Origin of the sequence: Jatrophihabitans sp. (assembly GCF_051960575.1) — a bacterium.
Lineage (GTDB): Bacteria > Actinomycetota > Actinomycetes > Mycobacteriales > Jatrophihabitantaceae > JBQCEE01.
The window spans coordinates 1-12945 of the sequence record NZ_JBQCEE010000318.1; the positions used below are offsets into that span (position 1 = coordinate 1).

Here is a 12945-nt window from a genome sequence, read left to right on the forward strand (position 1 = left end):
GCCGGGGGGGGGGCCCGGGCGGGGGGGGGGCTGGCGGGGCCGGCGGGCCGGGCGGCCTCGGTGGGGCGAGAACCGCCGACCGCGCGCTGGCGACGGCCCTGCGCAGCGCCGGCACGACGTGGTCGGCCGCCACGACGAGCGACAACGAGGCGGCGTCGCTCGAGCTTGCGTCCGGCACGTCGGTCATGGCGCTCGGCGGCTACAACGGCACGGATCCGGCGATCAGCCTGGCCGACTTCCAGGCGCTCGTCGCAGCGAAGCGGGTGCACTACTACGTGCTGAACAGCAGCGGCTTCATCGGCTCGACCTCGGCGAGCACGTCGACGGCCTACGCCATCCAGCAGTGGGTCACGGCGCACTTCACCGCGACCACCATCGGCGGCACGACCGTCTACGACCTCACCTGATCACCCGGCCGCGCCGGTCAGCGGCGGCTCGAACGGGTGTCGATCACGGGTCAGGACAGGCCGGCGTACGAGTGCAGGCCCGAGACCACGATGTTGACGACGAGGAAGTTGAAGGTGATGGAGAAGAACCCGAGCAGGTTCACGTAGGCCGCCTTGTTGCCCTTCCACCCGGCCGTGGCGCGGGCGTGCAGGTAGCCGGCGTAGACGACCCAGACGATGAAGGCCCAGGTCTCCTTGGGGTCCCAGCCCCAGTAGCGACCCCAGGCGGCCTCGGCCCAGATCGCGCCGCAGATGATGGCGACCGTGTAGAGCGGGAAGGAGAACGCGACGACCCGGTAGGCGGCCTTGTCGAGGGCGGTCGCGGCGGGCAGCCGCTCGGCGAGGCGGGCGAGGGTGCCCGTGCCCGGCTTCTTGTCGTGGCGGGCCTTGATCAGATACAGCACGGTGAGCACGGCCGAGGTCATGAGCGCGCCCTCGCTCACGGCGGCGAGCGTCACGTGGATGGCCAGCCAGTACGACCGCAGGGCGGGCACCAGCGGGGCGGCCTGCGAGTACCAGACCGTGCCCGCCAGGAACATCAGCACGATCGCCGGCAGCAGGATGAAGCCGCCGAGGCGGCGGATGCCGGGGGCCTTCCACACGACGCCGAGGAAGGCGATCACGCCGACCAGGCCGGCGACGTTGGCGAACTCGTACATGTTCGACCACGGCACGGCGTCGACGGCGATGCCACGCACCGCGATCGAGGCGGCGTGCACGATCGCGCCGATGACGACGACCGCGACCGAGAAGCGGCCGATGCGGTCGCCGAACGACCCGCGCTCGGACGACACCGGTGCGGCAGGTGCCACCGGCTCGCTCACCGGCGGGCCACCGGCGCCGACCAGTTCGCGCGCGCGCACCGTCCTCGACCCGGCGCGCAGCTCGCGGCGTCCGAAGGAGTACTCGGCGGTGAACCCGACCGCGGCGAGCGCGTACACGGCGATCGCCGTCGTGAACAGCGTGTCGGACAGGTGGGCCATCGACCCGTTGATGCCGGACAACTCAGCTCCTCGTTCCCCGTCGGTGCCCGCGTGCCCGCGGCGCCCCGTCATGCATCACTTCGTGCCCGGACGCCCTCACGGTCGTCCGCCCGTCGTCACCAGTTCGCCGGACGGCGTCGCGGCCGCCCGCAGCCGGTCGAGCAGCGCCTCGAACTCCGCGGTGAAGTTGCCGGAGTCGCTGCGGGCCAGGCCGCCCACCTGCACCACCGTAGGCGAGGCGCCGTCGCCGGTCATCCGCAGCCAGACCCGGCGGCGGCGCACCCCGAGCGAGGCCAGCAGGCCGAGCACCATCGCCAGCGCGCTGAACAGCAGGTAGCCCTGCACCGGGTCGTGGGACACCTGCAACGACACCCACGGCTGCCAGCCGTCGAAGGTGACGCTGACGCCGTTCGCGAAGGTCTTCGACTGCCCGATCCGTAGGTTCACCGCGCCGACCCGCTTCATCTTCGAGGTGTCCAGCGTGTACACCGACTGCGGCAGGCCATTGGTGTTGAGGTCGCCGACGTAGACGAACAGGCCGAGCACCGGGTCGTCGACCTTCGGCGAGGTGGACGTGAAGACACCGGGCGACGTCTCCTGCGGGGTCGGCGCGAAGAAGCCCTGCAGGCCGACGTCCTGCTTCGCGGCCTCCTTGCCCTGCGCCTTGACGACACCCTCGCTGTAGAGGGTCGAGGCGTTGGTCGGGGCGAAGACCGCGGTCTTGTGCTGCACCGAGCCGTCCGGCATGCGGATCGTGACCTCGGGCGCGAAGCCGTGGCCGATGAGGTAGACGCGGTCGCCCTCGAGCCGCAGCGGGTGGTTCACCGTGATCGCCCCGCGCTGCGGCGTGGCGTTCGGCGTGCGGCTGTAGACGATGTCGGCCTTGAACTGCTCGGGCTCGCCGGTGGGCGTGTAGTCGGCGGTGAACTTCGAGACCTCGTCGATGCAGAACGGCGCCGGCGCGATCTTGCCCTCGGCGGCGAAGCGTCCGGGCTTCCACGAGTCGTAGTTGATGATCGCGTTGCAGAAGCCGTTGTCGGGCCCGGCCACGACGATGCGGCTGCCCTGGTAGCTGTAGAGCCGGCCGATCGCGATGAGCACCAGCGACACGAGCAGCGCGACGTGGAACAGCAGGTTGCCGGTCTCGCGGCTGTAGCCCTTCTCGGCCGACAGGGTGACCGCCCCGGACGCGTCCTGCCGCCGCACGACCCGCCACCGCCGGCCGAGCACCGCGCGGGCCGCGTCGGCGTAGGTCGCGGGGTCGCCACCGGTGGTGAACGAGGCGTGCTCGGGCAGGCGGTCGAGGTTCTTCGGCGCGGCGAGCGGCGCGCGGCGCAGCGCCCGGGCGTGCACCCCGATGCGCGGCACGAGGCAGCCGATCAGCGACACGAACAGCAGCAGGTAGATCGCCGAGAACCAGATCGAGCCGAAGACGTCGAAGGCGCCGATGCTGTCGAGGAACCGCCCCCAGGCACCGTGCGACTTGATGTACGCCGTCGTCTTGTCCGGGTTCAACGGGCGTTGAGGCAACAGTGAGCCGGGCACCGCCGCGAGCGCGAGCAGGAACAGCAGCACGAGCGCCGTGCGCATCGACGTCAGCGTGCGCCACGCCTGCCGCACCGGCACGAGCACGCGGGTCATATGGAGACCCCCGCACTGTCGCCGACGTTCGCCCGCAGCTCGTTCATCCAGTGGTCCCACTGCCCGGTCACGAGCAGCACCCCGATGAGCACGAGCAGCACACCGCCGACCCGCGACACCGCGCCCATGTGCCGGCGCAGGAAGGCCAGGGCGCTCGACATCCAGCCGAACCCGAGCGCGACGAGCAGGAAGGGGATGCCGAGGCCGTGGCAGTAGCAGGCGGTGAGGAAGGCGCCCCGCCCGAGCGTCCCCTGCGTGTAGGACAGCGAGTAGACCGCCCCGAACGTCGGGGTCAGGCACGGCGACCACGCCAGCCCGAACGCTGCTCCGAGCAGCGGCGCGCCGAGCAGGCCCGCCGCGGGCACTTTGTGCACCTTGAACTCGCGCTGCGCCGCGCTGATGAAGCCCAGGAACACCAGCCCCATCAGGATCGTGACGACGCCGAGCACGCGCTCGATCGTGGTGCGGTGCGAGTTGATCGACTCGCCCAGCGCCCCGAACAGCGCGCCCTGCGCGACGAAGATGACCGAGAAGCCGAGCACGAACAGTGCGGCGCCGGCGACCATCCGCTTCTGCGAGGGCCGCTGCCCCGCCCCCGAGAGCCCCGCGACGTAGGACAGGTAGCCCGGCACGAGCGGCAGCACGCACGGCGACAGGAAGCCGACCACGCCCACCAGCGCCGCGACGCCGGCGGCCGCGAGCAGCGGGCCGCTGGTCACCGTGTCGCCGAGCGAGGACGCGAGCAGCACCGTCACTGCTCCTGCGCGAGGCGGTCGAGCACGGGCTGCAGGTCACCGGCGGTGAGCTTCTGCGCGTAGACCGCGGCGACCCGGTGCTGCTTGTCGAGCACCATCGTGACGGGCAGGCCCCCGGTCGGCAGGTGCCCCAGCTCGAGCGCCGTGCGTCCCGGCTCGTCGTACAGGATCGGGTAGGTGATCTTGAAGTCATGCACGAAGGACTGCGCCGAGCTCTTGTCGTCCTTGATGTCGATGCCGACAAAGGTGATGCCCTTGTCGCGGTTCTGCCGGTACATCAGGTCGTACTGCGGCGACTCGACCTGGCACGGTCCGCACCACGACGCCCAGAAGTTGAGGACGACGACCTTGCCCGCGGCCTCCGACAGCTGGTACGTCCCGCCGTCGAGCAGCGTGCCGCTGATGTCCGCGGCCTTCTTGCGCGAGCCCTCGGGGATCGTCTTCCCGACGGGGTTCAGCGTCACGAACCGGAAGTCGCCGCCGGCCGTCTGGTCGACAGCGTTCGACCCCGTGCAGGCCGTCAGCGACAGGACGGCGCACAGCACGGTCAGTAGGCACGCGCGCACGGCTTTCATCCCCTCCAGTGTGCTGGACGACGGAGCCGTGCGCCTGTGACCCTCAGCCCTCGTTACCTACTGCACGGGTTCGGCGCCGGGCGGCCGGCGGCCCGTCGCGGTCAGGCGCCGGTGCCGTGCCCGGACGGCAGCACCGCGGCCGGTTCGACGTAGTGCACCTCGGTGACGCGGTCGCCGTCGAGCACGAGCGAGGTCACCGAGGCCAGCGCGCACCGGCGGCGCCGCGGGTCGTGGAACAGGTGCTGCCCGAGCGCCGCCCGCGCGGCCATGACGATCGGCAGCTGGTGGCTGACGCACACCGCGTCGCCGTGCGGGGTGGCGGCGGCCGCGGCCCGCACGGCGGCGAGCATGCGGTCGGCGATCTCCTGATACGGCTCGCCCCACGAGGGCCGGAACGGGTTGCGGTAGTTCACCCACATCCGCGGGTCGCGGAACAGGTTCTTGCCCCCCGCCACCTGGCGTCCCTCGAGGTTGTTGGCGGCCTCGACGAGCCGGTCATCGGTCGTGATCGGCAGCCCGGTCACCTCGGCGAGCGGGACGGCAGTCTCCTGGGCGCGCTGCAGCGGGGACGCGACCAGCAGGCCGACATCCTTACCGGTGAACCACTGCGCCGCGAGCTTCGCCTGCTCGACGCCGAGGTCGCTGAGCCGGAAGCCGGGCAGCCGGCCGTAGAGCACGCCGTCGGGGTTGAAGACCTCGCCGTGGCGCAGCAGATGGACCGTCGTCGTCACGGCGCCCATCGTCCCAGACACCTCGAACCCCCCGGTGTGGCCCGTTTCCGGGGCGGGGAATGGGCCACACCAGGGGGTTCGTGATCGGGGCGGGGATGTTGTCGGTGGTCGGTCGTAGCCTCCGCGCCGTGGATCACCTCGCCGCCGTCGTCACCGAGTCCGACCGCTTCCGCGCCGCGCTGCGCGCCGTCGACCCCGCCGCGCGGGTGCCGTCGTGTCCGGACTGGACGGCCGCCGACCTGCTCTGGCACCTGATCGAGGTGCAGTCGTTCTGGGCGCGGGTCGTCGCCCGGCGGCTGCAGGCGCCCGACGAGGCGGACGCGGCCCGCCCGGCGCGCCCGGACGACTGGGCCGAGCTGCTCGCGCTGTCCGGCCGGGCGACCGCCGAGCTGGTCGACGCGCTGCGCAGCACGCCGCCGGACACCCCGATCTGGACGTGGGCCGCCGACGGCACCGTCGCCTTCCCGCGCCGCTTCCAGGCGCACGAGGCGATGGTGCACCGACTGGACGCCGAGTGGATCACCGATCAGGTGAGCCCGGTCGATCCCGCACTGGCCGCCGACGGCATCACGGTGCTGCTGACGCACGTGCTCGGCGAGGTGCCGCCGTGGGCCGGGCAGGTGGACGACCCCGGGCTCGTGTGCGTCCGCGCCACCGACACCGGCGACGCCTGGTGGGTGCGCACCGGCCGATGGGGTGGCACCAGCCCCGACACGAGCCGCACCTATGCGGGTGAGCCGTTCGCGCGGCTCGCCGACGCGCCGGCCACGGGCGGCGCGGACGTCGAGGTGCGCGGGCGGGCCGAGGAGCTCGCGGTCTGGCTCTGGGGGCGGCGCGGCCTCGGGTCGCTCACCGTCAAGGGCGACGACGCCGCGCTGGCGACGCTCGTCGCCGCGGCCGCGCGCGGCGTCGGATGACCCCGCCGGACCCCTGGTGCGGCCCACGTCCGAGGCGGCAGATGGGCCGCACCGGGGGCTACGTGCGCGGGTCAGGCCATCGACGGCGCCACCGGCGCGTCCGGCTCCGCCGCCGCGGCGGCCCGGGCTGCGACGGGCAGGGCGTCGGCGATGCGACCGATGGCCTCGTCGTCGAGCGCGGCGTTGACGAACCAGGCCTCGAACGCCGACGGCGGCAGATAGACGCCGGCGTCGAGCATCGCGTGGAAGAAGGGGCGGTAGCGGAACGTCTCGGCCGCCTGCGCGCCGGCGAAGTCGGTGACCGGGTCGGCGGTGAAGAAGATCGAGAACATCGATCCGGCGTACTGCAGCCGATGCGCTACGCCCGCCTCGGTCAGCGCGTCGCTCGCCAGCTTGCCGATCGTCTCGGCGTGGCGGTCGAGCGCCGCGTAGGTCTCGGCGTCGGCGGTGCGCAGCGTCGCGAGCCCGGCGGCGACGGCGACCGGGTTCCCCGACAGCGTGCCGGCCTGGTAGACCGGGCCGGCCGGTGCGAGCCGCGCCATGACGTCCGCGCGGCCACCGAAGGCGGCGGCCGGCAGCCCGCCCGACATGACCTTGCCGTAGGTGAAGAGGTCGGCGTCGACCGGGTCGAGGCCGTACCAACCGGCGCGCGTCACGCGGAAGCCGGTCATCACCTCGTCCATGATCAGCAGCGCGCCGTGCTCGCGGGTGATCTCGCGCAGGCCGGCGTTGAACCCCTCGTGCGGCGGCACCGCGCCCATGTTGCCCGCAGCCGCCTCGGTGATGACGCACGCGATCTGGTCGCCGTACTCGGCGAAGCAGGCGCGCACGGCATCCAGATCGTTGTAGGGCAGCACGATGGTCTCGGCAGTCTGGGCACCGGTGACGCCGGGGGTGTCCGGCAGGCCGAGCGTCACGACGCCCGAGCCGGCGGCGGCCAGCAGCGCGTCGACGTGGCCGTGGTAGCAACCGGCGAACTTGATGACCCGCTGGCGCCCGGTGAAGCCGCGGGCGAGCCGGATCGCCGACATCGTCGCCTCGGTCCCCGAGTTGACCAGCCGCACCTGCTGCACCGGCGCGATGCGTCCGATGATCTCCTCGGCCAGCTCGACCTCGCGCTCCGTCGGCGTGCCGAACGACAGGCCGGACGCCGCGGCCTCCTGCACAGCGGACACGACGGCCGGGTGGGCATGGCCGAGGATCATCGGCCCCCACGACGAGACGAGGTCGACGTACTGCACGCCGTCGGCGTCGACGAGGTAGGGCCCGCGCCCGCTCACCATGAACCGCGGTGTGCCACCGACCGCCCGGAACGCCCGCACCGGCGAGTTCACACCGCCCGGGATGACGGCCTGGGCACGGCGGAACAGCTCGGCGGAGATCGGCGCATCGGACATGGAACCAGTCTGGCAGGGTGGGCACCGCGGCCGCCGCCGTCACCGACGCCATCACACTGCTCCGACCCAGCACACCGGCCGTGCCCGGCACGACCGGTCACCGAGGAGGCATCACCATGACGTCCTGGTTCGCCCTGCTGCACACACCCGGCGCCGCCGTCCCCGACGGCGAGAGCGTCTTCGACCAGCCCGGCATCGCCGAGCACTTCGCGTTCCTCAAGCGCCGCGTCGACGCCGGCCAGCTCATCGCCGCCGGGCCGATCGACGACGGCTCGGGCGACGGCATCACCGTCATCGAGGTCGACGACCTCGAGGAGGCGACCCGCCTCGCAACCGAGGACGACCGCGCCGTCGCGTCCGGGCTGCTCGACGTCACGGTGCGCCCGTGGCGTGTGGTCATGGCCCGATGACGTCGTCGGTCCCCCGCCGCGGTCGGCCACGCCCGCGGCACGGCCTGCAGCTCGCGGCCGCCGGCGCGCTCGCGCTCGTCGCGGCCTGTTCGAGCTCCACCAGCGGCACCGGTTCCGGCGCGGGCGCGCCCAGCTCGCCGCCCGCGAGCTCGGCCGCATCGGGTCCGTCGTCCTCGACCCCCGTCTCGACGCCGCCGTCGTCAGCACCCGGCGCGCCCTCGTCGGCGCCGAGCTCGTCCGCGCCGGCCGCCGACCTGCAGGGGCTGGTGCTGCAGGCCTCGGACCTGCCGTCCGGGTGGAAGGGCACGCCGCGCACCGACAACCAGGCGCAGGACCAGGCCGAGCAGCGCAAGCTCGTCGCATGCGTCGGCACGGGCGCCGACACCTCGGCCGACCGCGTCGGCCGCGCCGACTCCGAGGAGTTCGAGTCGGGGCAGAGCCAGCTGTCGTCCGACGTCACCGCGTGGCGCACGCAGGACGCCGTCGACGCCAACGTCGCGCTGCTGAACCAGCCGAGGACGAACAGCTGCTACCAGCAGCAGATCCGCGACGCGCTCGCCGCGCAGCTGCCGGCGGGCACGACGCTCGACCGGGTCGACGTGAAGCTGACGCCCGCCGGTGCCGGCAGCGGCAACGTCGTCGCCACCGCCGACGGCACGATCGTCGCGACGGCGGGCTCGCAACACATCACCATCCGCCTCGGCGCCGCCTTCATCACCGGCAAGCAGCTCACCGGCACCGTCCAGTGGGTGGGCATCGGCGCGCCGGTGCCGGCAGCGGTCGTGCAGGCCGCCGTCACCGCGGTCGCCAAGCGCATCGCCGACGCCTGACCCCATCCGCTCCGTCCCCGAGGAGGACATCCATGCAGCTCGCAGGTTCCGTCGCCGTCGTCACCGGTGGCGCGTCCGGTCTGGGCAACGCCGCCGCACGGCGGTTGCTCGCCGGCGGCGCCAAGGTCGTGCTGATCGACCTGCCGAACTCGCCCGGCGCCGAGCAGGCGGCCGAGCTCGGTGCCGACGTCCGCTTCGCGCCGGCCGACGTCACCAGCGAGGCCGACATCACCGCCGCGCTCGACGTCGCGGCCGAGCTCGGCGACGTGCGCATCGCGGTGAACTGTGCCGGCGTCGGCTGGGCCGGCCGGGTGATCGGCAAGCAGGGCGTGCTGCCGCTCGAGCAGTTCGCCGCCGTCGTCAACGTGAACCTGATCGGCACGTTCAACGTCATCCGGCTCGCGGCCGAGCGCATCCTGCGGGCCGACGAGGTCGACGGCGAGCGCGGCGTCATCGTCAACACCGCCTCGGTCGCCGCCTTCGACGGCCAGATCGGGCAGGCCGCCTACTCGGCGTCGAAGGGCGGCGTCGTCGGCATGACGCTGCCGATCGCCCGCGACCTCGCCGACAAGAAGATCCGCGTCATGACCATCGCGCCGGGACTGTTCCTCACCCCGATGCTGATGGGCCTGCCGGACGAAGCCCGTGCCTCACTCGGCGCCCAGGTGCCGCACCCGTCCCGCCTCGGCGACCCGAGCGAGTTCGCCGCGCTCGTGCAGCACATCGTCGAGAACCCGATGCTCAACGGCGAGACGATCCGTCTCGACGGCGCGATCCGCATGGCCCCGCGCTGATCGCTCATCACCCGACCGCGCCGGCCGGTCAGAGGTCGCGGCGCATCGCCACTCGCGGGCCGACGACCTCGATCGGCCGCTCGTGCGCACGACGGGCGGCGAGCCGCGGCCCGAGCTCACCCTCGGGCACGACCCGGAACCCGAGCCGCGTGTAGAACGGCCCGTTCCACGGCACCTCGGCGAAGGTCGTGAGCGTGATCGCGGCGTACCCGTGCTCGCGCGCCCACGCGCAGGCCGCCTCGACGAGCGCGGTGCCGACGCCCCGGCGCATGCGTCCCGGCACGACCGCCACCTCCTGGATGTGCGCGAGCCCGTCGACCTCGTCGATCTGCACGAAACCGAAGGCCGGTGTGCCGGCGACGAACACCTGCACCGGCTCGGAGGGGAACGGCTCGAGATCCGGCAGGTCGTAGCCCGCGATCCGGAAGACGGTGTCGGCCCGGTCGTCGATCTCGTCCAGCAGTTCGAGGTCGGCGGGCGTCGCGGGCCGGATGTCGACCGACCCGCGGTCGAGCCCGAGCGCCGCGGTCAGCCGGTCGGGCCGTCGCGTCGGCACCACCACGCCGGTGCCGTCGGCGAGCGCGAGGGTGAGGCCGGGCGTCCGGCGCGGCAGGTCGCGGGTGAGGCTCATCCCCAGCACCGGCAGCGCCGGGTCGATCTCGCTGTCGGCACCGACGATGTCCGCGCGTGCCACCGAGTCGTCGCCGACGGTCAGCGCGTCGGCCGTGAGCGTGATGGTGCGGGTCGACCGCGCCGCATAGGTGACGAGCAGGTCGGCGCCGACCAGGATCGCGGTGGCGAGCAGCCAGCCCAGCAGGTGCGCCCGGGCGCCACCCAGCGACGCGTCGATCGCGAACCCGACGGCGAGCACCGCCACGATCAGCAGCGAGGCCAGGTAGCCGCGCGGCGTCTCGCGGTAGCTCAACGACGACCCAAGGTCACAGCCGCCACCCGGCGACCTCGCTCGCCCAGTAGGTCAGGATCATGCTCGCGCCGGCCCGCTTGATCGACGTCAGCGTCTCGGCGATCACGCGCTCACGGTCGAGCCAGCCGCGCTCGGCCGCCGCCTCGACCATCGCGAACTCGCCGCTGATCTGGTACGCCGCCACCGGCACCGGCGAGGCGTCGGCCACCGCGCGCAGCACGTCGAGGTACGGCAGCGCCGGCTTCACCATGACGATGTCCGCGCCCTCGGCGATGTCGAGCGCGACCTCGTTCAGCGCCTCGCGCACGGTGCGCGTCGGGTCCTGCTGGTAGGTGTTGCGGTCGCCCTGCAGCGACGAGTTCACGGCCTCGCGGAACGGGCCGTAGAAGCCGGACGCGTACTTCGGCGCGTAGCCGAGGATGCCGACGTCCGTGTGTCCGGCGTCGTCGAGCGCCGAGCGGACGACGCCGACCTGGCCGTCCATCATCCCGCTGGTGCCGACGAGGTGGGCGCCGGCCTCGGCCTGCGCGAGCCCCATCGACGCGTACCGCAGCAGCGTCGCGTCGTTGTCGACGCGGCCGGACTCGTCGAGCACGCCGCAGTGGCCGTGGTCGGTGAACTCGTCGAGGCAGAGGTCGCCCATCAGCACCGTCGCGTCCCCGAGCTCGTCGCGCAGCCGGCGCAGCGCGACGTTGAGGATGCCGTCGGGGTCGTCGGCGCCGGTCGCGGTCGCGTCCTTCGTCTCGGGCACGCCGAAGAGCATCAGCCCGCCGACACCGCGCTCGGTGGCCTCGACCGCCGCCTTCGTCAGCGACTCGAGGCTGTGCTGCACCACGCCCGGCATGGACGAGATCGGTGTCGGTTCGTCGGCCCCCTCGCGCACGAACATCGGCAGCACGAGGTCGCTCGGCCGCACCGCGATGTCCGACACGAGCCGGCGCAGCGCGGGCGTCGCGCGCAGCCGCCGCGGACGGTGGACGGGGAACGCCGGGAGTTCGGGCAGCGTCATGCGTCCATCATCCTCCGCCGCCCAAACACCCGATGATCTCGGGAAGACCCAGGTCAGAGCCGGGGTTTCCCCGAGATCATCGAGATGTCGGCCGAGGCGGGCGTCAGCGCCGCCGCGAGCTCGAGCGGGCGGCCTTCTTCGCCGCGGCCGCCGCGGCCTTCTCCTTCTCGGCGGCGGCGCGCTCGACGGCGAAGGTCGCGAGGGCGTCGACCAGGGCCGGCACCGTGGCCGACTCGGGCTGCACGTCGACGCGCAGGCCGAACTCGATCGCGGTCGCCGCGGTCTGCGGGCCGATGCACGCGACGACGGTGCGGGCGTGCGGCTTGCCGGCGATGCCGACGAGGTTGCGCACCGTCGACGACGACGTGAAGCAGACGGCCTGGAAGCCGCCGGACTTGATCGCGTCGCGGATCTCGGCGGCCGGCGGGGCCGCCCGCACCGTCCGGTACGCGGTCACGTCGTCGATCTCCCAGCCGAGCTGGCGCAGGCCGGCGGCGAGGGTCTCGGTGGCGATGTCGGCGCGCGGCAGCAGCACCCGGTCGATCGGGTCGAGCACGCTGTCGTACGGCGGGAAGTCGGCGAGCAGCCCCTCCGAGCTCTGCTCGCCCGAGGGCAGCAGCTCGGGGTTGATGCCGAAGGCACGCACGGCCTCGGCCGTGGCCTCGCCGACGCAGGCGATCTTGACGCCGGCGAAGGCGCGGGCGTCGAGGCCGAACTCCTCGAACTTCTCGCGCACCGCGCGCACGGCGTTGGTCGAGGTGAAGACGATCCACTCGTAGCGGCCGGTCACCAGACCCTTGATCGCGCGCTCCATCTGGGTCGGGGTGCGCGGCGGCTCGACGGCGATGGTCGGCACCTCGACCGGCACCGCGCCGTGCGAGCGCAGCCGGTCGCTCATCGCGCCCGCCTGCTCCTTGGTGCGCGGCACGAGCACCTTCCAGCCGTAGAGCGCGCGCGACTCCCACCACGCGAGCTTCTCGCGGTTGGCGGCCGCCTTGCCGACGGTGACGACGAGCGGGCCGGTCATGCCGACCGCGATGAACTCGAGGTCGCCGAGCTGGCCGCCGACGGTCTGCTGCGCGGTGGTCGTCCCGTTGCACGACACCGTCACCGGCGTCTCGGGCTTCATGCCGTTGACCACCAGCTGCTCGCCGACGGTCTGCACGTCGTGGGCGTCGACGGTGATGACCAGCGTGCCCGGGGCGTGCGACAGGGCGTCGTAGTCGGCGTTGTGCACGTCGTCGATCGTCGCCGCGGTGTACAGCCCACCGATCGGGACGCCGGCGTAGCTCGCCGTGCCCTCGCCCAGCGGGATGCCCGGCACGACCTCGAACGGCACGGCGGTCTTGCCGATCGCCAGCGCCTCCTTCACCGCGTCGTCGTCGGTGAAGGGGTCACCCGCGAGGACACGGACGACCGACGCGCCGTTCTTCGCCTCGGTGACGAGCGTCTTGGCCGTGTCGGCAGCGGCGCTCGACGGCGCGGTCGCCGCGACGGGCGCGAGCCCGACGATGGCCTGCGGCACCCCTGGG

The 12945-nt window shown here is 73.1% G+C and carries 13 protein-coding genes and 1 pseudogene; 5 read left to right on the forward strand and 9 right to left on the reverse strand.

Going from position 1 to position 12945, the window contains the following annotated elements:
* Positions 1–407, forward strand: a pseudogene (locus ACTHMS_RS17630) (glycosyl transferase); the annotation flags it as partial.
* A gap of 50 nt (positions 408–457) precedes the next feature.
* Here ACTHMS_RS17630 and ccsB read toward each other — a convergent pair.
* The 5 genes from ccsB to ACTHMS_RS17655 all read right to left on the reverse strand — a co-directional run bounded on the left by ccsB (position 458) and on the right by ACTHMS_RS17655 (position 5140).
* Positions 458–1450: a c-type cytochrome biogenesis protein CcsB gene (gene ccsB / locus ACTHMS_RS17635; protein WP_440307966.1), complete on the reverse strand. Its 993-nt coding sequence runs from the start codon at positions 1448–1450 to the stop codon at positions 458–460.
* 75 nt (positions 1451–1525) lie between these two features.
* On the reverse strand, positions 1526–3070 hold the full coding sequence (gene resB / locus ACTHMS_RS17640) for a cytochrome c biogenesis protein ResB (protein ID WP_440307967.1): 1545 nt from the start codon (positions 3068–3070) through the stop codon (positions 1526–1528).
* A complete protein-coding gene (locus ACTHMS_RS17645) occupies positions 3067–3825 on the reverse strand; it encodes a cytochrome c biogenesis CcdA family protein (protein WP_440307968.1) in 759 nt (252 codons plus the stop codon). Before ACTHMS_RS17645 ends, resB begins: the two co-directional genes overlap by 4 nt.
* Complete coding sequence (locus ACTHMS_RS17650) at positions 3822–4400, reverse strand: TlpA family protein disulfide reductase (protein WP_440307969.1); 579 nt, start codon at positions 4398–4400, stop codon at positions 3822–3824. The genes ACTHMS_RS17645 and ACTHMS_RS17650 overlap by 4 nt, the downstream gene beginning before the upstream one ends.
* Before the next feature lie 101 nt (positions 4401–4501).
* On the reverse strand, positions 4502–5140 hold the full coding sequence (locus ACTHMS_RS17655; protein WP_440307970.1) for a histidine phosphatase family protein: 639 nt from the start codon (positions 5138–5140) through the stop codon (positions 4502–4504).
* Positions 5141–5259: 119 nt separating this feature from the next.
* On the opposite strand from ACTHMS_RS17655, the gene ACTHMS_RS17660 reads away from it, so the two are divergent.
* Positions 5260–6048 (forward strand): maleylpyruvate isomerase family mycothiol-dependent enzyme, encoded by a 789-nt coding sequence (locus tag ACTHMS_RS17660; protein ID WP_440307971.1) that lies wholly within the window; start codon positions 5260–5262, stop codon positions 6046–6048.
* A gap of 71 nt (positions 6049–6119) precedes the next feature.
* On the opposite strand, the gene hemL is transcribed toward ACTHMS_RS17660, so the two are convergent.
* Positions 6120–7445, reverse strand: coding sequence for a glutamate-1-semialdehyde 2,1-aminomutase (hemL, locus tag ACTHMS_RS17665; RefSeq protein ID WP_440307972.1), 1326 nt, complete (start codon positions 7443–7445; stop codon positions 6120–6122).
* Between the two features lie 17 nt (positions 7446–7462).
* On the opposite strand from hemL, the gene ACTHMS_RS17670 reads away from it, so the two are divergent.
* From ACTHMS_RS17670 to ACTHMS_RS17680, 3 genes are read left to right on the forward strand one after another with little or no spacing between them, the layout of a single operon-like run.
* Positions 7463–7855 carry a YciI family protein gene (locus ACTHMS_RS17670; protein WP_440307973.1) on the forward strand — a complete coding sequence of 131 codons (393 nt, stop codon included), beginning with the start codon at positions 7463–7465 and terminating at the stop codon, positions 7853–7855.
* A complete protein-coding gene (locus ACTHMS_RS17675; protein ID WP_440307974.1) occupies positions 7852–8685 on the forward strand; it encodes a hypothetical protein in 834 nt (277 codons plus the stop codon). The genes ACTHMS_RS17670 and ACTHMS_RS17675 overlap by 4 nt, the downstream gene beginning before the upstream one ends.
* Before the next feature lie 32 nt (positions 8686–8717).
* On the forward strand, positions 8718–9479 hold the full coding sequence (locus ACTHMS_RS17680) for a 3-hydroxyacyl-CoA dehydrogenase (protein WP_440307975.1): 762 nt from the start codon (positions 8718–8720) through the stop codon (positions 9477–9479).
* Positions 9480–9507: 28 nt separating this feature from the next.
* On the opposite strand, the gene ACTHMS_RS17685 is transcribed toward ACTHMS_RS17680, so the two are convergent.
* The 3 genes from ACTHMS_RS17685 to ACTHMS_RS17695 form a co-directional block, all read right to left on the reverse strand.
* Positions 9508–10404: a GNAT family N-acetyltransferase gene (locus tag ACTHMS_RS17685; RefSeq protein ID WP_440307976.1), complete on the reverse strand. Its 897-nt coding sequence runs from the start codon at positions 10402–10404 to the stop codon at positions 9508–9510.
* A 13-nt stretch (positions 10405–10417) separates the two neighbouring features.
* Entirely contained in the window at positions 10418–11413 is a 996-nt protein-coding gene (hemB, locus tag ACTHMS_RS17690; protein ID WP_440307977.1) for a porphobilinogen synthase, read from the reverse strand.
* 103 nt (positions 11414–11516) lie between these two features.
* Positions 11517–12938, reverse strand: coding sequence for a uroporphyrinogen-III synthase (locus ACTHMS_RS17695; RefSeq protein ID WP_440307978.1), 1422 nt, complete (start codon positions 12936–12938; stop codon positions 11517–11519).
* Positions 12939–12945 lie beyond the last annotated feature (7 nt).

Coding starts and splice junctions, on each gene's coding strand:
- resB (WP_440307967.1), bottom strand. CDS start 3,070: ATGACCCGCGTGCTCGTGCCGGTGCGGCAGGCGTGGCGCACGCTGACG.
- ACTHMS_RS17650 (WP_440307969.1), bottom strand. CDS start 4,400: ATGAAAGCCGTGCGCGCGTGCCTACTGACCGTGCTGTGCGCCGTCCTG.
- ACTHMS_RS17655 (WP_440307970.1), bottom strand. CDS start 5,140: ATGGGCGCCGTGACGACGACGGTCCATCTGCTGCGCCACGGCGAGGTC.
- hemL (WP_440307972.1), bottom strand. CDS start 7,445: ATGTCCGATGCGCCGATCTCCGCCGAGCTGTTCCGCCGTGCCCAGGCC.
- ACTHMS_RS17675 (WP_440307974.1), top strand. CDS start 7,852: ATGACGTCGTCGGTCCCCCGCCGCGGTCGGCCACGCCCGCGGCACGGC.
- ACTHMS_RS17680 (WP_440307975.1), top strand. CDS start 8,718: ATGCAGCTCGCAGGTTCCGTCGCCGTCGTCACCGGTGGCGCGTCCGGT.
- hemB (WP_440307977.1), bottom strand. CDS start 11,413: ATGACGCTGCCCGAACTCCCGGCGTTCCCCGTCCACCGTCCGCGGCGG.